This window comes from Streptomyces sp. RKAG337, from assembly GCF_023701715.1.
In the GTDB taxonomy this organism is placed as follows: Bacteria; Actinomycetota; Actinomycetes; order Streptomycetales; family Streptomycetaceae; genus Actinacidiphila.
In genome coordinates this window covers 7578499-7597161 of sequence record NZ_JAJOZA010000001.1, presented here as the reverse complement: position 1 = coordinate 7597161, position 18663 = coordinate 7578499, and the positions used below count along the sequence as shown (strand labels likewise).

Annotated in this window: 19 protein-coding genes; 4 read left to right on the top strand and 15 right to left on the bottom strand. The window is 70.8% G+C overall.

Annotated elements, in window-relative coordinates; genetic code table 11:
• Window positions 1–16 precede the first annotated feature (16 nt).
• Entirely contained in the window at window positions 17–847 is an 831-nt protein-coding gene (locus LNW73_RS33660; RefSeq protein ID WP_250992608.1) for a helix-turn-helix transcriptional regulator, read from the top strand.
• 54 nt (window positions 848–901) lie between these two features.
• Here the strand turns inward: LNW73_RS33660 and LNW73_RS33655 are convergent, their stop codons facing one another.
• Complete coding sequence (locus tag LNW73_RS33655) at window positions 902–1492, bottom strand: hypothetical protein (RefSeq protein WP_250992607.1); 591 nt, start codon at window positions 1490–1492, stop codon at window positions 902–904.
• Between the two features lie 283 nt (window positions 1493–1775).
• The gene (locus LNW73_RS33650) at window positions 1776–2546 is read right to left on the bottom strand and encodes an alpha/beta fold hydrolase (protein ID WP_250992606.1); all 771 of its coding nucleotides are present in this window, start codon (window positions 2544–2546) and stop codon (window positions 1776–1778) included.
• A gap of 61 nt (window positions 2547–2607) precedes the next feature.
• On the opposite strand from LNW73_RS33650, the gene LNW73_RS33645 reads away from it, so the two are divergent.
• Together LNW73_RS33645 and lexA are read left to right on the top strand one after the other, a co-directional pair.
• Window positions 2608–3027, top strand: coding sequence for a MarR family winged helix-turn-helix transcriptional regulator (locus LNW73_RS33645; RefSeq protein ID WP_250992605.1), 420 nt, complete (start codon window positions 2608–2610; stop codon window positions 3025–3027).
• A gap of 359 nt (window positions 3028–3386) precedes the next feature.
• On the top strand, window positions 3387–4064 hold the full coding sequence (lexA, locus tag LNW73_RS33640) for a transcriptional repressor LexA (RefSeq protein ID WP_250973901.1): 678 nt from the start codon (window positions 3387–3389) through the stop codon (window positions 4062–4064).
• 164 nt (window positions 4065–4228) lie between these two features.
• Here lexA and LNW73_RS33635 read toward each other — a convergent pair whose 3' ends face one another.
• The 3 genes from LNW73_RS33635 to LNW73_RS33625 form a co-directional block, all read right to left on the bottom strand.
• Entirely contained in the window at window positions 4229–4729 is a 501-nt protein-coding gene (locus LNW73_RS33635; RefSeq protein WP_250992604.1) for a hypothetical protein, read from the bottom strand.
• 339 nt (window positions 4730–5068) lie between these two features.
• A complete protein-coding gene (locus LNW73_RS33630; RefSeq protein WP_250992603.1) occupies window positions 5069–5980 on the bottom strand; it encodes a hypothetical protein in 912 nt (303 codons plus the stop codon).
• A 127-nt stretch (window positions 5981–6107) separates the two neighbouring features.
• Window positions 6108–7037, bottom strand: coding sequence for an SMP-30/gluconolactonase/LRE family protein (locus LNW73_RS33625; protein WP_250992602.1), 930 nt, complete (start codon window positions 7035–7037; stop codon window positions 6108–6110).
• Window positions 7038–7114: 77 nt separating this feature from the next.
• Between LNW73_RS33625 and LNW73_RS33620 the strand changes: the two genes are divergently transcribed.
• Window positions 7115–7558: an Lrp/AsnC family transcriptional regulator gene (locus LNW73_RS33620; protein ID WP_250992601.1), complete on the top strand. Its 444-nt coding sequence runs from the start codon at window positions 7115–7117 to the stop codon at window positions 7556–7558.
• 16 nt (window positions 7559–7574) lie between these two features.
• Here the strand turns inward: LNW73_RS33620 and LNW73_RS33615 are convergent, their stop codons facing one another.
• The 10 genes from LNW73_RS33615 to LNW73_RS33570 form a co-directional block, all read right to left on the bottom strand.
• Window positions 7575–8864, bottom strand: a complete 1290-nt coding sequence (locus LNW73_RS33615) for a YhgE/Pip domain-containing protein (RefSeq protein WP_250992600.1) — start codon at window positions 8862–8864, stop codon at window positions 7575–7577.
• Between the two features lie 160 nt (window positions 8865–9024).
• Window positions 9025–10740: an AMP-binding protein gene (locus tag LNW73_RS33610; RefSeq protein WP_250992599.1), complete on the bottom strand. Its 1716-nt coding sequence runs from the start codon at window positions 10738–10740 to the stop codon at window positions 9025–9027.
• Window positions 10741–10742: 2 nt separating this feature from the next.
• On the bottom strand, window positions 10743–11339 hold the full coding sequence (locus LNW73_RS33605; protein ID WP_250992598.1) for a methyltransferase family protein: 597 nt from the start codon (window positions 11337–11339) through the stop codon (window positions 10743–10745).
• Between the two features lie 58 nt (window positions 11340–11397).
• The gene (locus LNW73_RS33600) at window positions 11398–13755 is read right to left on the bottom strand and encodes an MMPL family transporter (RefSeq protein ID WP_250992597.1); all 2358 of its coding nucleotides are present in this window, start codon (window positions 13753–13755) and stop codon (window positions 11398–11400) included.
• Window positions 13756–13855: 100 nt separating this feature from the next.
• Window positions 13856–14746: a 4'-phosphopantetheinyl transferase superfamily protein gene (locus LNW73_RS33595; RefSeq protein ID WP_250992596.1), complete on the bottom strand. Its 891-nt coding sequence runs from the start codon at window positions 14744–14746 to the stop codon at window positions 13856–13858.
• A complete protein-coding gene (locus LNW73_RS33590) occupies window positions 14743–15339 on the bottom strand; it encodes a ferritin-like domain-containing protein (RefSeq protein ID WP_250992595.1) in 597 nt (198 codons plus the stop codon). Before LNW73_RS33590 ends, LNW73_RS33595 begins: the two co-directional genes overlap by 4 nt.
• Window positions 15336–16439, bottom strand: a complete 1104-nt coding sequence (locus LNW73_RS33585) for an SDR family oxidoreductase (protein ID WP_250992594.1) — start codon at window positions 16437–16439, stop codon at window positions 15336–15338. The genes LNW73_RS33590 and LNW73_RS33585 overlap by 4 nt, the downstream gene beginning before the upstream one ends.
• Window positions 16436–17371 carry a hypothetical protein gene (locus LNW73_RS33580; protein ID WP_250992593.1) on the bottom strand — a complete coding sequence of 312 codons (936 nt, stop codon included), beginning with the start codon at window positions 17369–17371 and terminating at the stop codon, window positions 16436–16438. Before LNW73_RS33580 ends, LNW73_RS33585 begins: the two co-directional genes overlap by 4 nt.
• Window positions 17368–17505 (bottom strand): hypothetical protein, encoded by a 138-nt coding sequence (locus LNW73_RS33575; protein WP_250992592.1) that lies wholly within the window; start codon window positions 17503–17505, stop codon window positions 17368–17370. Before LNW73_RS33575 ends, LNW73_RS33580 begins: the two co-directional genes overlap by 4 nt.
• A gap of 112 nt (window positions 17506–17617) precedes the next feature.
• Entirely contained in the window at window positions 17618–18532 is a 915-nt protein-coding gene (locus LNW73_RS33570; RefSeq protein WP_250992591.1) for a diiron oxygenase, read from the bottom strand.
• Window positions 18533–18663 lie beyond the last annotated feature (131 nt).

Here is an 18663-nt window from a genome sequence, read left to right as displayed (position 1 = left end):
GGTGCACAGTGGTGTCATGGCGACCACGGAGTTCGGGCACACGTTGCGGCGCTGGCGCGACCGGGTCTCCCCGGAGGCGGCAGGACTGGCGGTCGGCGGCCACCGGCGCGCGGCAGGGCTGCGCCGCGAGGAGCTCGCCCTGCTGGCCGGGATCTCGGTCGACTACGTCACCCGCCTCGAACAGGGCCGCGCGACCAACCCTTCGGAACAGGTCGTCGAGGCCCTGGGCCGGGCTCTGCGCCTGTCCGTGGCCGAGCGCGAGCATCTGTTCCACGCCGCCGGGCTGGTACCACCGGGGCGGGGCACGGTGCCCGCCTACATCACACCGAGCGTCCAGCGGATGCTGGACCGGCTGGCCGGGACGCCCGTCGCGGTCTCGGACGCGGCGTGGACCCTGCTGCTGGCCAACCCCTTGTACGTGGCCTTGATGGGTGAGCTGCACGGCAACGAGCGCAACGCGGTGTGGCGTACCTTCCTCGGCCCGGCGGGCCGCGTCCGCCACACACCTCAGTCCCAGCGCGAACTCGAGATCGCGCAGGTCACGGCGTTGCGGGCGACCGCGAGCCGGTATCCGGCGGACCTGCGGGTACGGCGGCTGGTCGCGGAGCTGCGCGCGAAGAGCGACCGGTTCGCCGACCTGTGGGACGGCGGAGCCGTCGGCCGGCACGAGGCCGCGCGCAAGACCATCGACCACCCGCAGGTGGGCGCCCTGACGCTCGACTGCGACATCCTCAGCGTCGCGGGAAGCGATCTGCGCATCATGATCTACACCGCCGAGCCCGGCACCACGGATGCCGAACGCCTTGCCCTCCTCGCCGTGCTCGGCACCCAGACACTCACCGGATAGCGGCCCGCACCCGTTCTCACCGGCTCCCCACCGGCTTTTCAGCGGACCGCGGCGTCAGAAACGGATGTCCGGCGCCTGGAGGACGATGCGCAGGAGTTCGTCGGCACGCTCGGCGTCGACCTCGGGGCGCAGCCAGACGTTCTGGACGGGGTCGGCGGCCGGGTCCTCGCTGACCGTCACCCAGAGCAGCAGGCCCCACAGCACCGTGGGGGAATGCCCGGCCATCTGAGAGCCGAGTCCGACCGGTACGGCCACACCGATGCGCGGCGGCGGGGTGCCGTCGAAGTCGGGCGGAGCGAAGTCCCAGACGTCGTGACCGGCGAGGACCAGCGGTGTCCCGATGATCTGGAGCCAGTGCACCTCGATGCCGTCGCCGCTCCGGCTGAGCGCGACCGACAGCCAGGCCCGCACCGTCGCCTCCGGGTCGGGGAGCCAGCTCAGCGGGCCGTCGGGGTCGGTGGCGCGGTGCAGGTCGTTCTGCGGGGGCCCGAAGTTCTCGTTCTCCACGGGTCCCTCGAGCTCGTTGCCGTCACGGTCCACCCGCCACCAGCGGCGGATCGACTCCCGTGGCGCCCAGGTCTCCGACGAGTACTCCCCCGCGACCTCGTAGATCCAGCGGGTCCCGTCGTCGTCACCGCCGGGCATGGGTGCGTCCTGCGGCCCGACCGGCCGCAGCGTCGGCTGAGGGCGTGCGTCCTCCGGTGGGTCCGGAGGTGTGTCCCGTGGTGCGTCTTGCGGTGTGTCCAGCGGCCGCGTGTCCGCAGGCCGTCTCTTGCGCCCGAAGATCCCCATTCCCCGTCCTCCCCCTCGACCCGTGCGGTTGTGCGACATCCTTCCCCGGGCGGGGGGCGGTCAGGCGGGAAACGGGACCTTTCATCGGCAGCCATGGAGATCAACTCCCCTTACACGTCCGCCTGTTGCCGCCGTATCAGCGACGGTAGGCGTCGATCAGGGCGAAGGTGGCTGCCGGCTGCTCGATCTGCGGCAGGTGACCCGCTTCGGGGATGATCTGGAGCCGGGCGTCGCCGAAGGCTTCGGCGTACGCCGCGCCGTAGGCGGGGGTGACGATGCGGTCGCTCTCTCCCCAGAGCAGCAGCGTGGGGACGTCGACGCGCCGCAGGCGGCGGAGCAGTTTGGGGTCGTGCATGTAGGGGTCGCCGGCGAGTTCGCGCATGGTGGCCTGATTGGCCTGCTGAAGGGCGAGCCGCTCGGCGGGGACGTCGGCCGGGTCGACGTAGAAGCGGGCCGAGTCGTGCCAGGCGTACTCGGCGACGCCGGCGGCGTCGAGCGCGAAGAAGTCGACTATCGGCTCGGCTTCGACATGCACTCCGGCCGCGTCGATCAGGACCAGTCCGGTGATGAGTCCCCCGGTGTCCCGCACGGCCATTTCGGCGGCGGTCCAGCCGCCGAGCGAGGAGCCGATGACGAGCACGTCGCGGAGCTCGAGGTCCTGGAGGCAGTGCAGGTAGGCGAGGGCGAGATCGTCGATACCGGTCAGCCACGCGGGGCGAGGAGCGCCGTTCCAACCGGGGTGGGTGGGGGTGATGGTGCGCATGGTCGGTGCGAGGTGGTCCGCGAGTCCGGCGACGGTAGCCGGCCCCCCGCCGCCGTGCAGGATCAGACAGGGGCGGCCGGAACCGGCCTCGGTGAGGGTGATGGACAGGTCGGGGTACACGGCAACCGTGTGGTTCGTTGACATGCCCCGACTCTAACTAAGGATGTTTATATAAACAAGCTTGGTCATGCTCTAGACTGAGTCCATGCCCGATGAACTGCAGGTCCTTGGAAGAGCGGTGAAGCAGGCCCAGTACAAGCAGCACCGGGCACTCGAGGTCCGGCTCGCCGCCGCCGGTACGACGCTGGCCCAGTGGGACGCCCTCCGCGCGATCAGCCGCACGCCCGGATCAGCGGCCCGCGCACTGGCCGCGGCGACGTTCCAGAGCGAGCAGGCGTTCGGGACGCTCGCCGGCCGGCTGGCGGCCCTCGGCCTGATCGAGCGCAGGCCGGGCCACGGCCGGCGCATCGAGCACCACCTCACCCCCGCCGGCGAAGAGACCCTCACCGCAGGGCATCGGATCGCCGACGAAGTCCTCGCCACGTGCTACGCCGCCCTGTCCCCCACCGACCGCACCACCCTGCTCGACCTGCTGGGGCGCATCGACAGCGGTCCGGGCGCGTAGCCCGGACCGCCACGCGGACGCCGGACGACCGGCGTCTTGAACGGACCCCTCAAACCGACGTCTCGAACCGACGTCTCGAACCGACGTCTTGAACGGACGTCTTGAACGGACGCCCTGCCGTCGATCAAGGCCCTGCGTCCAGCACCGCGCGGATTTGTGCCAGCCGCGCATCAGGGGTGGCTCCGTCCCCCTGGCCGCTCCGCTCGACACCCCGGAGGAACCGGCTACCCGCGTCCCACGGCGGCCGACACGGCGTCGTGCCACATCAGCGTTATTCGAAAGGTCGTTCCCTTACCCGGTCTGTCCGGGTTACTGTGCTTCTCTCACCATGATCACCAGCGAGGGAGGGCGCGCGGACCATGGACAACCGCAAGACAGCAGGGCGCCCCGGCCGACCGCCGGGCGCCCCGGGCAATTACGACGGGCTCACCACCCGGCAGGCCGACATCGTCGCCACCATCCGCGACTTCATCGACAGCACCGGCTATCCGCCGTCGATGCGGGAGATCGGCCAGGCCGTGGGCCTGTCGAGCACCTCCTCGGTCGCCCATCAACTGATGGTGCTGGAGCGCAAAGGCGCTCTGCGCCGGGATCCCCACACACCACGCGCCTACGTGCTCCCGGAGGACTCGCGCACCACGAAGACGGCCGGCCGCACGGCGACCGCACGCGTGCCGCTCATCGGCAGGATCGCGGCCGGGATCCCGATCACCGCCCAGGAAGACATCCAGGACGTGCTCGATCTGCCGCGGCTCCTGGTGGGTGAAGGGGAGCTGTTCGCCCTGGAGGTCGTCGGCGACTCCATGATCGACGCGGCCATCGTCACCGGAGACTGGGTCACCGTCCGCCGTCAGAGCTCTGCCGCCAGCGGCGACATCGTCGCCGCGATGATCGACGGCGAAGCCACCGTCAAGCGGTTCAAGCGCGACGCGGCCGGGCACGCGTGGCTCCATCCGCACAACGACGCCTACTCCCCCATCGCCGGCGACGACGCGACGATCCTCGGCCGGGTCGTGGCCGTGATGCGCCGCATGTAGTGCCGCACCCGCACTCTCACCCGCACCCGCACCCGCACCCGCACCGTGTCGAGCGTCCGCCGAGCTGGACGTGGGTTGTACGCTCACCGGCTGTCAGTGCCCTCCCCTCACGCACCTGCGGACGCCTCCCACCACCGGGATCACTCCACCGGAGACGCCCCGCGTCATGTGCCGTTGGTGCGGGCCTCGTAGGCGGTGATCATGTCCTGAACAGCGGCGGGGCCGGGCGCGATGCCGACCCAGACACCGGCGGCGGTCCACATCTGGACGGGGTCGGCCCCGGTGCTGTGGGTGTTGCCGCTGACGATGACATACGGGCCGTAGCGGTCGACCGTGTCGGGCTCGATCTCGCGTATCGGGGCCGGCGACAGCACCTCAAGAGCTTCCACCCGCAGCCGCAGCACGCCGTCGGGGGTCCCGCCGGGCAGCATCAGCACGCCCTCCACTCTCAGCAGGTCGCCCTCTTCCAGATCCTCCAGGGCGGTCCTGACCAGGACCGGGTCCGTCACCAGGCACGGGAGCACCATCTCGTCCGCCGCGTGGTCGGTGGGCGAGTGGATCAGCCGGAACGCCGCCGTCGCCCGGTACTCATCGCCGGGCGCCGGGACGGGGGCGTCTTCGATATAGCCGTCGAGCACCAGGGCGACGGGTTCCAGCGCGCCCATCAGCGGCCGGTGGTGGTAGCGGCGACCGGGGTCGGGGTCGTCATGGTCTCTCCGATGGATCAGTGGCCCGGTGCTGGGTCGACGGTCAGGCAGCGCGCGAGTACGAGGCTGTCAGCCCCCATTGTCTCAGCGCCACCGGTGTACCTCTGCCAGCCCTGCCCCGCGCAGGCGTTGGCGGCGATCTTCAACGGGGGGCGAATGGTGCGCGAGGTCGGCGAGTGAGGCCGGAGCGGGTGGGATAGTCGCTGGTGGCAGCCGTGCCCCGGCGGGTCGCCGCAGCCGGTCGCCGTCCATGACGTTGGCGGCGGAATCCGGCGAGCCGGTCTGCGCCACCGGCCGTCAGGGGGTCGGCGGGGCGGCGTTGACGGTACGGAGGAAGTGGATGACGCGGCGGCGGCCGGTGGCGATGAGGTGCTCCTGCAACTCGGCGTCGAGTCGCTGCCGGGCGGCCGGGTCCGCCGACCACCACAGGTCAGCGGGGTCCGGGGGCGCGCCGAGCCGGACACGGACGCACGGGCAGGGGTTGATGAACTCCCGGAAGGCGTCCCGCGGATTGGGGAACCACCGCACCACCCATTTACCGACCGTGGCATCGTGATGCTCTTCGGCCAATTCTCCCACCCGTTCGGCCTGTTCGAGCAGGCGCAGCTCCCAGAGCATCGCGCAGTGCGGGCAGCCCGGCACCGGCTCCGCGTCGGCTCGTACGAGGTCGTCGACGGCTTCCCGCAGCGGCGCGGGCAGGGGGCGGCCGGCGTCAGGGGCGGCGAGCGGGCGGGCACGGGGGGAGGCGGGATCCGTCCAGGTGACCGCGATCCGCCCGTACTCCAGGACCTGGGTGCCGCCATCACGATCCTCGGCGAGGATGCGGACGACGAAGAGCACCCGTTCCTCCAGCGCGTCTCCGACCGCGGGTCCCTCCGGGTCCTGTGCCCAGGTGAGGTGGTACTCCAGCGCACCCGCAGTGGGCCACGGGGGCAGCAGATAGCGGTGCTCGCGCGGTTCGTCCGGCAGCACCACGGCTTGAACGTCCTCCAGGAGATGATCCGCGGAGGACGTGCGGAGCCGCATCGAGGTGAGGGGGCAGGCGTAGCGGCGCACCTGCAGGATGTAAGCCGGTGCGGGGGTGACGAAGAAATCGGCCGGCGGGGTCACGGCGATCACAGCGGTCCCCTGACGGACGCCTGCGGGCAGCTCGGCGTCGTAGCGCAGCGTGAGTTGGCCGGTGAAGTTGAACGCGATCACTGTTGGCACGCCCCCTCGAACGATGCGGTCCGCGAACTGCCTCCGTGCCCACCCGGGCCGGCCCGGCGACGATTCGATTCTCCCCTCCACCGAGCCCTCGTGGCACCCGGTCGACGCAACGGCCGCCGGGTGGCGCTCAGACGCGCCGTGTCCGCGGCGCGCCCGTCACCGACATCACCAGCGAGTACAGCGTCGTGGTCGCCGTGATGAACAGCCGGTTGTTCTTGGGGCCGCCGAAGGCGATGTTGGAGACCGCCTCGGGGACCGCGAGCCTGCCGATCAGCGTCCCGTCCGGGTCGTAGCAGTGCACTCCGCCGTCCATGGCCGCGGCCCACAGCCGGCCTTCGTCGTCGAAGCGGATGTTGTCGAAGCGGCTGACGCCGTCGGTCGTCTCGGCGAAGACCTTGCCGTCCGAGAGGGCGCCGTTCTCGCGGACGTCGAACACGCGGATCTGGCCCGCGCGGGTGTCGGAGACGTACAGCTGTCGCTCGTCCAGCGAGAAGACGAGACCGTTCGGGCCGCCGAAACCGTCGGCGACCAGGCGGACTTCCCCGGTCACCGGGTCCACCCGGTAGACGTTGCACGCACCGATCTCGCTGTCCGCCCGGTGTCCCTCGTAGTCGCTGGTGATGCCGAAGTCGGGGTCGGAGAACCAGATCGAGTCGTCGGACTTCACGGTCGCGTCGTTCGGGCTGTTGAGCCGCTTGCCCTCGAAGCGCTCCGCGAGGACGGTCAGCGTCCCGTCCGGCTCGGTCCGGCTGACGCGGCGGTTGCCCTGCTCACAGCTGATCAGGCGGCCCTGGTGGTCGAGCGTGTTGCCGTTGCTGTGGCCGGCCGGCGAACGGAAGAGGCTGACGGCGCCCGTCGCCTCGTCCCAGCGCAGCATGCGGTCGTTGGGGATGTCGCTCCAGATCAGCTGCCGCCAGGCGGGCAGATAGAGCGGGCCCTCGGCCCAACGGCAGTCCTCATACAGCTTCTCGAGCCGTTCGTCGCCGTTCGCACAGCGTCCGGTACGGAAGCGATCGTCCAGAATCTCGTATATCGAGGGGCGAGCGACGGAAGACATGATCACACCTTCATGACTTGATGCCGAACTACATTCTGTCTCGTATGAATATCGCAGAATGAAGTATGGTGGCAAGCGTGGATGACATTGACCGTGAACTCGTCGCACTGCTCCAGCAGGACGCCACTCAGGCCTATGCCGCCCTCGGCAAGGCCGTCGGCCTGTCGGCCGGCGCCGCGCACGAGCGGGTGCGGAAACTGCGCGAGCGCGGCATCATCCGGCGGACGACGGTGGACGTGGACCCGGCGGCCCTCGGGCAGGGCGTGCTCGCCTTCGTCATGGTCGAGTCGTCGGCCTGGATGGGCGAGTCGGGCGCGGCGTTCGCCGCCATCCCTGAGATCCAGGAGGCGCACATCATCGCGGGCAGCGCCTCGGTGCTGGTGAAGGTGCGCACCGCCACCACGGTGCAACTCCAGGACGTGCTCCGACGGCTCTACGCCATCGACGGCGTCAGCGGCACCCAGGCCACGGTCTCACTGGAGACCTTCTTCGAGCGGCCGGTCTCACCGCTGGTGAACTGATGGCCGCGCAAGAACCTCAGACGTGTTCGGGAACGATGCGGTGCAGGCCCTTGCGGTCGTAGTAGCCGGTCATGGCGAACCCGAAGGCCAGGGCCGCGATCGAGCCGACCGCGATCATGATCCACGCACGCGTGAGACCGGCGTCGGCCTGGGCGCCGAAGTACATGATCGCCCGTACACCGTCGGCGAGTTGCCGCATGGGTTCGAAATCGGACAGCACGCGGTAGAAGCTGGGCAGCGCCTGCAGCGGAATGGTGGCGCCCGAGGACGGCAGGGCCAGCGCGATGAACACGAACATGCTGATCAGCTGGCCGATCCCGCCGAAGGCGGCGAGCAGCGCCTGGACCCCGAGCCCGACCGCGGCGGTCGCGCAGAACGAGAAGACCCACAGCAGCGGCAGGTGGGACGCGTCCATACCCAGGATCACCACGGTCGCCAGCATGATCAGACTCGACGTCAGTGCGGAGAGCCCCAGCGACATCACACATGTGACGATGAACGTCCGGGTCCGGGTGATCGGCACGGTGGGCCGCTGGGTGCGCACCGGCCCCAGCTCGCTGGCCGCGTAGCCGAGGGCGACGTCCACGCCGTTGCTGATCACGCTCGCCCCGAGGAACCCGGACAGGACCAGGAGCAGGGTGTAGTAGAACGCGGTCAGACCGAGACCGCTGTGCGAGCCGATGGCATGCCCGACCGAGACCTTCACCGTCACGGGGTCCTGCAGGAGAAGCCGTTCGGCGTTGGTCATCGCGCCGCCCCCGGGGCGCTGCCGCTCGATGAGCGACGCGCCGAGCTGCGCCGATGCCGCGTGTGCCGTCTGCTGGGAGATGGAACTCGCCAGCGAGGAGGCCAGGCTGCCCGCCCCCGGGTTGGTCAGCACCGACATCGTCGGCCGCGCCGGCTGCTGCCCGGTCGGCGCCCCCAGCGCGCCGACGGCCGCGGTGAAGCCGTCCGGCACCTCCAGGACGCCGTAGAGCTTCCCGGAGGCGAGCCCGTCCCGGGCGGCCCCCGCGTCGAGCTGCCGCCACGATGCCTGCTGCTGCGACGTGGCCGATGCGGCGATGCCGTCGGTGACCTGCCGGCCCAGGTTCATCGGCTGCCCCGCCACCACGGCGCCCCGGTCGGCGTTGACCAGGCCGATCGGCATGTGGTGCAGATTGCCGTTGGGGTTGAGGATGCCGCCCATGTAGACCAGTGAGAGCAGCAGGGCGACCAGCCCGATGATGGTCGCCGGGAAGGCCCAGATCTTGGGATTTCCCGCGACCTGCCGCACGGTCGCGCCGGTGATGCGCTGGTTCGCTGGCATCGCTCTCCATCGGTAGCAGTCCCTGGTGCCATCCGAGGGGAGAGTATCCCTTTATAGGGTGTTTTGGTCCGCTTCTGACGTCCCGTCGATCAAGTTCCGTGACGCGACGTTGGAGGAGCACCCCGCCCGGGCGAGCCGGTTGTCCGTCACAGCCTGGTCGTCACAACCTGGTCGTCACCGACTCGAGACCGCCCTCCTGGAGCAGTTGCCACATATGACGGCGGCGCAGCTTGCCGCTGGTGGTGCGCTTGAGCAGACCGCGGCGGCCGGCGACGAGGGTGAGGGCGGGCTCGGGGCCGAGTTCGGCCCGCAGCATGTCGGTCACCTTCTCCGTCCAGGGGCCGGGGGCGGCCTCCACGAAGACGGCGACACCGGCTCGGCCGCGATCGTTGAGGGCCACCACCGCCGCGCGGTCCCGGTCCAGCCCGGCCGCCGCGGCGACCTTCGCGTCGAGGTCGTCGACGTAGACGCTGCGCCCGCGCAGTTTCAGGCTGTCGCCCATCCGGCCCAGGACGAAGAGCTGGCCGTCGTGCAGGAATCCGGCGTCCGCGGTGCGGAGTTCGCCGTCGACGAAGCGGGTGGCGTCCGGACCGCCCTCGCGCCCCGCGTGGTAGCCCGGCGCCACCGAGGCGCCGGACACGGCGATCTCCCCGAGATGGCCCGCCGGGACGGGGTCGCCGGCCGCGTCGAGGATGCGGACGGCGACGCCGTCCCCGTCCTGGGGAAAGCCATGGCCGACCAGCCAGCCGGAGCCCGGCTCGACCGCCGCGTCAGCCAGCCGGGCGGTGTCCTCTACGGTCACCGCCCGGCCGATCCGCAGCGCGGCCCAGTCGGGGCGCACGATCAGGAGCGGCGCCGCGCCGCCCGTCACCGCGAGCGTGTTCTCCGCCAGCCCGTAGGACGGCACATACGCGTCAGCGGAGAATCCGGCCGGCGCGGCGAACCGGGCGAACGCGGAGAGCGCCGCCGGGTCGACCGCCTCGGCGCCGACGCAGACGCTGCGCCAGCCGGACAGGTCCAGCTCGTCCAGCCGCCGCGGCCGGACCCGCCGGGCCGCGTAGGCGAACGCGAACGACGGCGCCGCCGAGTGCGCCGCCCGGCCGGGCGCGAAGCAGGCGAGCCAGCGGGCCGGGTCCCGGATGAACTGGTCCGGGCGCATCAGCCACAGGTCGCTCTGCGAGGCGACCGGGAAGAGACAGCAGCCGATCAGGCCCATGTCGTGGTGGAGCGGCAGCCAGGAGGCGAAGCCGTCCCCGTCCTTCCATCCGATCAGACGGCTCTGCAGGGCACGGTTCGCCGTGAGGTTCCGCCAGGAGACCCGCACACCGCGTGGTCGGCCGGTGGAGCCCGACGTGAACTGCAGCAGGGCGATGGACCCGGCGGGCGGAGCCACCGGCCGGCCGGCCGCGGATCCCTGCCCTTCGGGTACTTCGGGTGCGGCTCCGGCGGTGATCTCCTGCGGCGTCCACGGCCGGCCGGGAAGCCCCGCCCGGGTCATCGCCCGGGCGGCCAGATCGCCGAACTCCCCGCTCGCGACCACCAGGGCGGGCGCGGCCTGCTCCAGGACGGCGGTGATGTGCTCGACGTACGCGTCATCGGTCTGGAACGAGGGCGGCGGCAGCGGGGAGATCGTCGCGCCGAGCGCCCAGACACCGAACAGCGCGCCCAGGCAGGGCAGGCCGGTGGGCATCAGCAGACACACGACGTCTCCGGGGCGGACACCGGCCGACCGCATGCCGGCGGCGGCCCGGCGGGCGGCGGCCGCCAGCTCCGGATAGGGGACGTAGCTCCAGCCGCCCGAGTCGTCGGCCAACCGCACACCGCGCCCGGGGTGAGGGTCGGTCAGCCAGGCGGTGAGCGGCGGAAGGACGGCCACGGTCAGCCCCCGACCCGGCTGGTCTCCGCCGGTGCGGACCTGCCCGGACGAGGCAGGAAGCGCCCCGTCCTCGCGAGGTACCTCCGGTATTCCACCCCGAACTCCGAGCCGCTGAGTCGTTGTTCCTCCTGAGCGGCCGTCGCATTGAGCGCGACGAACCCGTAGCAGAACAGCGCGAGCGTGATCGCATGCGGGAAGAGCACGGCCCCGCTGAGGAACGCCAGGAGGAACGCCGCATAGAACGGGTGCCGGATCAGGCCGTAGGCACCATGGGTGACGATGTGGCGCGGGTCGTCGTTCTCCTGGTGCCACAGCGCGACGGGGATCCGGTGGGTGCCCAGGGTCAGGAAGATCAGAGCGATCGAGACGGCGTTCAGCGCCACCGCCACAAGAGTCAGTCCCGTGTGCCAGGACTCCGGGGTGATCGGCTCCCAGCCGACAGCGGTGGACCCGGCGACGAACAGCGGGCTGAGGCCGAAGGGCAGCGCCGTCAGCCACCACTTCAGGTTGAAGCGGCCGTCGGACCGGAAGAAGACTCTGGGGAGCGCTCCGATGACGGTGAAGTTCAGCAGGAGGAGGAAGAGGGCGGGTTGGTCCACTGGGTCGGTGTCCTTTCGATGAGCAGCACAGGGGCATACGGGCAGATGGGGAACGGGCTCAGGCGCGGCCCGACGGCTCCGAGGCATCCGAGGGTTCGGAAGGTGCGGAGGCGCTTTCGGACGCGGTGGCCGGGGTCGGGCGGCGGCCCGGCAGCCACCAGTTCCAGCGGCCCATCAGCCGCATGGCGGCGGGCACGACGATGAGCCGGATGACGGTGGCGTCCAGGGCGATGGCCAGTGCGAGACCGAGGCCGAGCTGCTGGATCGGCATGATGCCGGTCAGCGCGAAGGCGCCGAACACCGCGACCATCAGCAGCGCGGCCCCGGAGATCAACGGCGCGGTACGGGCCATTCCGGTGGCCACGGCCGTCGTGTTGTCCGCGCCCGCGTCGTGCTCCTCGCGGATGCGGCGGAGCAGGAAGACCTCGTAGTCGGTACTGAGGCTGAACAGGATCGCCAGCAGCAGGATCGGGACGAAGTTCTGGAGGTGGTCCGACGGGTCGAAGCCGAAGAGGGCCGCGCCCAGGCCGCGTTGGAAGACCAGGACCAGCACACCGTAGGTCGCGCCGAGCGACAGCATGTTGATGGTGATGGCCTTCACCGGGAGCAGCAGGGACCGGAAGGTGACCAGCAGCATCAGATAGAGGACCGCCAGCATCACCGCGACCACCTCGGGCAGGGCGTCCCCGATCGCCGTGTTGGCGTCGGTGCCTTCCGCGGTCTCGCCGCCGACCACCGCGTGCAGGCCGGGGGCGTCGGTCCCGGCCGCGGCCGAGCGGATGGCATCCAGCAGCGCGCGGGACCGGTCGGCGGAGGCGTAGTCGTCCCCGATGACCTCCAGCACGATCTTGTGGCGGTCGGCGGAGACGTAGTGGTCGACGGTGCCGCGGGCGTCTCCGGGCAGCCGCGAGAACACCGCCGCGTCCAGCCCCGCCAGCGGCCGTTCGGGGCTGACGGTGCGCAGCACGTCGAGCGGGGAGCGGACCGCGGTGACGTGGGGCAGCCGGACGAGCTGCTCCTGGAGCGCGGTGACCCTCCCGGCGTCGGGTGACGCGGACAGCGCGGTCCGCGAGGTGATGACGATCTGCTGGGGTGAGGCCGTGCCCGGCCCGAACTGCTCACGCACGGCGTCGAACCCCTGGCGCACGGGGGACGAGGCGGGCGCGATCCGCGCGTCCGGGGTGAAGGTGTGCAGGTCCAGCGAGGGGACGGCCAGCGCCAGCAGGGCGGCGCTCGCGAGCGTCAGGAACAGCACGGGGCGGCGCATGATCTGACGCGCCACCCTCCCCCAGCGGTGGCCCCGTTCCGCCGCCGTCCGGCGGTGCTCCCCCGGCGTCCGGCCCTTCTCCCCTGATGTGCGCCGCCGCGGGGGCAGGCGTCCCCACAGGATGCGGTCGCCGATCAGGTGGAGGACGACGGGCAGGACCACGACGCTCGCCAGCGTGGCGAAGGCGACCACGACGACGATGCCCAGCGCGATGGAGCGGATGACGTTGAGGTCCACCAGGAAGAGGCTGGACATGGCGAGGACGACGATCAGCCCCGAGAAGAGGACGGTTCTGCCGCTGGTGCGCAGCGCGATCGCCAGCGCCGTGGTGCGATCGCGTCCCGCGGTCAGCTCGTCGACGTAGCGGGAGATGATGAAGAGCGAGTAGTCGACACTGACCCCGAGGCCGATCATGGTCGCCGCGTTCTGGACGAAGATCGACAGCTCGACGTGCGCGGCGAGTACGGACATCACCCCGAAGGTCAGGACGATCGCGGTCACCGAGACCACGAACGAGACCACTGCCGCGACCACACCGCGATAGAGCAGCAGCAGGATGAGCAGCACCAGCGGGAAGGTGATGAGCTCGGCCTTCTGCAGGCCTTCCGCGCTCAGTTTGTTGATCTCGCCCCAGAACGTTCCGGCGCTGACCATCGACACCCGCAGCCCCTGCGGCGCGTAGCGGTGGTCGATCTCCTGTTGCACATCGGGCAGGACGCGACGGGCCGTCCCGTCGTCCAGCGCCAGCCCGACCATGGTGACGGCGGTCCTGCCGTCCTTGCCCACGAACTCCTGCCGGGAGTGGCCGGACAGGGTGAGCCAGCCGTAACTGCCCGTCGTCTCCAGCCGTTTGTCGCCGGTGACCTCACGCATGACCTGGCTCATCCGCCGGTCGAACTCCGGGCTGCCGGCGAGGTTCCGTTCGTCCGTCACGACCAGCGTGAGGTTGCTGGCGCCGCGGTCGGCGAATCCCGACCGCATCGACTGCACCGCGCTCAGCGAGTCCGATCCGGGTACGTACCAGCCGCCGCCGCTCAGCCGGTCGGCCAGCGGCAGAGCCGCGACGGCCGCCGCGACGAGCGCCACCAGCCAGAGGGCCAGCAGGGGTCCGCGGAACCGGTGGAGGGCTTGGCTCAGACGCTGCGACATTCCGCACTCCGGTGGGTCGGGTGGACAGGGGGTTCGGGCGGTGGGACGGGCGAGCGCGGCCGTCTGTGTGCCGGCCGGAGAAGTACGCGGTTGCTCCCGGTCAGGGCTGCGCGCCCACGAGTCCCGCCAGTTGCCCCAGGGTGGTCACCTCCCGCAGGTCGGCCTGGGTGAACAGCGCGTCGAACTCCTCCTGCAGGTCGACGGCCATCTCGACGAGAAGGAAGCTGTCGGCGGCGAGGTCCCGCAGATGCGTTTCGGGCGTCAGGGTGTCGACGGGAACGGAGAGCGTCGCGCTGATGCGGTGGGCGACGTCGTCGAAGGTGACGGAGGGCACGGTCGCGGTCCTTACGGGGGTGATCGGGGGACGGTGGAAGGCCGCGGCCACGGAGAGCCGGGCTTCACCGAACCGGGTGGCGGTGTAGCCGAAGACGGTGTCGTGCGGCGGGCGCCGCCGGGCACGGCCGGAACCGGCCGCCGGGTCGTCGGTGGTGTAGTCGCGGAGAACGGTGTGCCGGTTGTCCGGATCCGCCTTGTACAGCGCCTCCTTGACCGTCCACAGGCGTACGTGTTCCGCCGCGCGGGCGCATTCGGGAACGGTGTCGAGCCAGGAGCGTTCGCGTTCGCCGAGAAAGAAGCGCGCGGTCTCCGGGCGCGCCGCACGGGCCGTTTCGAGATCGACACCGACCCCCACCACACCCCCGTCCGGGACCGCCAGGCCCGCGGCCACGGCTGCTCCCCCGACGTGGGAGAGCGACAGACGGCGGTGCGGAAACGCGTAGGCGGTCGTGTCGGCCGGCAGCCCCAAGACCCCGAGCAGGGTCCGCAGGGCATGCCGGGAGATCAGCCACTGCTCCCGCTGCACCCGGCCGGTGAGTGCGGCGAACCGCTCGCTCTCCGGACCGGTCAGCGCGGTGCGAGCGAGCGGTCGCCGGGTCCATACGGCAAGGACCGTCGTTCCGCCTCGGGCCGGGGGCGCCGCAGGGCCGGTCACGGCGTGCCCTCCGCGGAGGGCGGATCCTCGAAGGGCAGGTCGGGGCCGCTCAGGAAGGTGATGCGTTCGCCGTACTCCGCGAGGGTCTTCGCGTAGACCTCCTCGTCGGCCGCCGTGAAGCGGGCCAGGGTCGAGTCGATGTATTCCTGGCCGTACCGGCCCGCCATCTCCTCCAGGGCGTCCCTGACGTACTTCACATGCCAGCGCTCGTCCTCCATGATCGTCTCGATGGTCTGCCGGACCCTCGGATGGGTGTCCCCGGCCCGCAGATGGCGGCGGTACTGGGCGATCACCCGCTTCTCGAAGACCTGGGTGACCGCCATGACCTCCATGAGGTTGGCGGGCAGACCGACGGCCTCCAGATACTGGTCCTGGTAGCTGCCGGACAACTTCGTCGCGGGGTGACCCAGGTCCTCGATGCAACGGGTCCAGTACTTCGCGTGGTTGGCCTCGTCGGCGAAGTGGTGGGTCACGTTCGCCTGGAGCGGTCCGCCGCGCAGGGTGCGGGCGACCCGGCCGAAGAACAGGGCGCCGTTGATCTCGGACGAGCGGTAGTAGCTCAGCAGCCACAGGTCGTTCTCGGAAAGGGTCACGGTGTCTCCTCGGGCCGGCGGCCCCACTTCGAGGCGACCAGCCGGGTGCAGGTGGCCTCGGTCAGCGCGTACGGATCGGGGGCCGCGTACGCGGGCCAGGCCGCGCGCAGCGCTTCGTTGCGGAACGTCTTCGGCAGATAGAGCTGGGCGGCGAAGGGTGAGACCGACGCGAGTGACTGATGGAGCGGCCCGGCGCGCAGCCCGGTGGCGGCGTGCAGCAGGTCGTCGAAGCTCTCCCGGTCGCAGGGGACGGGCCGGATCAGGCCCCGCCGCCGGAATCCCGCGTCGCGTTCGAAGACGCCGAAGGCGAGGTCGACGAGCTCGCCGAGGGTCGGCGTCCGCGCCGGGTCGGGGCAGACGTGGTAGACGCCGTCGGCGACTGCGGGATCGAGCAGACGGGTGACCGCCGAGACGGTGAAGGCGGCCGTCGCGAGGGAGAGCGGTGTCTTCTCGTCCCCCGGCAGCAGCGACAGCAGTCCGTAGTGGAAGAGCTTGAGCGTGTTGTGGAAGACGTTGTACTGCGTGACGTGCCCGCTGTCGTCGTCGGCGATGACCGTGGGCAGCCGCAGTACGGAGACCGGCATCTCCCCGGCCGCACCCAGGAGTTGTTCCTCGGCCGCCCACTTCGACCACTCGTAGTGGTTGACGAAGCCGGCGTCCGGGAGCCGCTCCTCCGCGATGTCACCCTGATGCTCGCCGGCAGCGTACAGCGTGGACAGCAGGGCGAATCGCCGCAGGTTCTCGCATCGTGCGGCGAAGGCCCGCAGCCTACCGGTGCCCGCCACGTTGACGGCGTCGGCGATGTCGCGCTCGACGTTGAAGCGGGTGACGGCCGCCCCGTGGACGATGCGGGTCACCGCACCCGGATCGACGTCGGTCAGGAGGGTGTCGTGGCGGACGTCGGCCGCCACACACCGGGTCCGCCCTGCGGCGTCCGGTCCCAGCTCGTCCGCCAGCCGCTGCCGTTTCCCGTCGAGTTCGGTTGCGGAGGCGGCACGGACGGCCAGAATCAGGTCGTCGTCCCCGTCGTCGAGCAGTGCTGCGGCAAGCCGGCGTCCCAGGTAGCCGTCCGCGCCGGTGATGACCGTGGTTCCCCTCACGCCGCGCCTCCCCGCAGCTTCGCCAGGACCGTCGTCGCCGCGTCCTCCAGGACGGGCCACGAAGCCGGGTCGAGGCCATGGCGGTCGGTGAGGGCGAACAGCCAGCGTTCGAGGCCGAAGGCCACACAGCAGCTGTCGGCGGGCCGGCCGTCGCGGGTCAGGCCGAAGCCGGACCCGAAGTGGTCGTGGTGCCGGTTGACCGAGGCGATGGCCAGGTCACCGCCGTATGTCGCCTCGTACTTCACCGGCTGGACGCGCTGCAGCAGATGGCGCGGGTTGTCCTCGGGCCGGAAGAACGGGTCGGTCGCCGCGAGCCACTCCAGGTCCAGGTCGATCAGCCCGAAGAACAGGTCGAGGGCGGTCCGGGCCTCGTCGAGGAAAGTGACCGTCTCGGCGGCGGTGCCGACGCAGACGATCTCCCGCATCGTGAAGCTGCTCAGCCGCCGCAGCGGCACGTAGTGCGTCTCCTGACGGAAACAGGTGTTACGGGTCGTCAGGAACATTGCCTGGTCGAGTACTTCGCCCTGATGACCGTTGTAGAGGTGGTAGCAGGCCGCCGGAGTCAGGACCTCGGTGACCGGTGAGAGCCCGGACAGCGCGACCCGGTCGTCCGCATCCAGGACGGGGCCGGCGAGGAAGGCGTCGATGTTCGGCTCCTCGGGGCTCAGCCGGGCCGCGAAGGTCGCCTGGTGCGGGAAGGAGCGGAGGTAGCCGACCTGCTGCAGCCGCTCCGCGGGCAGCGATGCGGGATGCCGCTCCTCCTCCGCGTTCCAGAGGGAGGCGAGCCGTACGAAGGCGCGGTCGCAGTCGTCGGCGAGCCGCAACAGCGGGCCGCGCAGGGCCGCCTGCCCGGACGGCTGCCAGGAAAGGCCGATGCGGTGCAGAGCGGCGAGCCGGTCGGGGCCGGCCGCGCTCGCTGTCGCGCGCGTCACGGTGTCACCCCCGCTCCGCCGAACCGGTCCACCATCGTGTGGATGTCACGGAAGTCCCCGGGCCGCAGGTCCTCCACCTCGATCGGTGCGGCGCGCAGCCGTTCCAGGAGCAGCAGGAGTTCCGGCAGGTGCACGGACCTCAGATGCCGCTCCTCGAACAGGGGCGTCCGGTCGGTCAGGCCGTCGGCGGACAGATCGGGGGCCTTGGTGAGGACCCAGGACCTGAGCAGGTTCCGGATCTCCTGGTCAGAAAGAATCGGCCGGCTCCTTGTCGAGAATCCCCGCCTCGGTGAGGAAGGCCAGGACCTTCGTCGACACCGCACGCCGGTGGGCGCGCTGCGCCGGTGCGGACCAGGCCTGCTCGGCGACCTCCCAGGGATCGTCGAGCCCCGCGTCGGCGTAGACGTCGGGGTTGTAGTACTCGCGCCAGCTGACGACGAAGAACTGCTCCAGCTGACGGCGCAGGTCGGCCACCGTGTCATCGCCCCACGAAGGGACGCAGGCCTCCCACAACGCGGTGACCAGCTGGCGGCCGAAGACCAGGTGCCGCGATTCCTCTACGTGATGGTTGTCGTTGATGAACCGCGACACCGGGTGCAACCTGGCGTCCCGGGCCTGGACCCAGTTGTAGCGGTCCACGATCTCCTCGAAGATCATGGTCTTGGCGAAGAAGAGGAAGTCCTCGACGCTCTGCGAACGAGTCTCCTCCAGCGCGAACTGGCGGCTCCGGTACACCTTCGCGTACCGGGTGCAGAAGCCGCCGAAGTAGATGCTGTGCTTGTTCTCCTCGTCGAGGAAGTGGTGCAGGTACTCCGAGACGTCCACCAGGTCCTTGCGGTACAGACGCTGCGCCAGGCCCTGCATCAGGCCCTTCTCGCCGTGGATGTTGAGGCTGTAGAAGTTGACGGCCTCATGAAAGGCCAGCCGCCGCCTGGCGGGCTCGTCGAGCGCGTCCCACAACGGGGTGCCGTACAGGCTCACGTACTCGGGTGAGCTGAACCAGTCCTCCTCGGGCCGGACCTCTTCCGGCCACTGCCGCAGCGTGATGTAGGGGTTCTGGTAGGAGCGCTTCGAGAGGTGGCTGAGCCTGCTCACGGTGTCACCGAGCGAGGCGATGGCCTCCGCGAGCCGGGGCTTCGGAGCATTCGCTGTACTACTCACACTGTCCTCATCTGACGTGTCGTGTCGGTTCGCGTACCGGTGGCAGGCGGTCGGGGCGGATCCGCCCGGACGCCACGGCCGCGGACGCCGGGGACGCGGACGCCGCGAGCGCGGGCGCTGCGACCGCGGGC

Coding starts and splice junctions, on each gene's coding strand:
- LNW73_RS33625 (WP_250992602.1), bottom strand. CDS start 7,037: ATGTCTTCCGTCGCTCGCCCCTCGATATACGAGATTCTGGACGATCGC.
- LNW73_RS33600 (WP_250992597.1), bottom strand. CDS start 13,755: ATGTCGCAGCGTCTGAGCCAAGCCCTCCACCGGTTCCGCGGACCCCTG.
- LNW73_RS33660 (WP_250992608.1), top strand. CDS start 17: ATGGCGACCACGGAGTTCGGGCACACGTTGCGGCGCTGGCGCGACCGG.
- LNW73_RS33650 (WP_250992606.1), bottom strand. CDS start 2,546: ATGTCAACGAACCACACGGTTGCCGTGTACCCCGACCTGTCCATCACC.
- LNW73_RS33655 (WP_250992607.1), bottom strand. CDS start 1,492: ATGCCCGGCGGTGACGACGACGGGACCCGCTGGATCTACGAGGTCGCG.
- LNW73_RS33615 (WP_250992600.1), bottom strand. CDS start 8,864: ATGCCAGCGAACCAGCGCATCACCGGCGCGACCGTGCGGCAGGTCGCG.
- LNW73_RS33635 (WP_250992604.1), bottom strand. CDS start 4,729: ATGGGCGCGCTGGAACCCGTCGCCCTGGTGCTCGACGGCTATATCGAA.
- lexA (WP_250973901.1), top strand. CDS start 3,387: ATGGACAACCGCAAGACAGCAGGGCGCCCCGGCCGACCGCCGGGCGCC.
- LNW73_RS33645 (WP_250992605.1), top strand. CDS start 2,608: ATGCCCGATGAACTGCAGGTCCTTGGAAGAGCGGTGAAGCAGGCCCAG.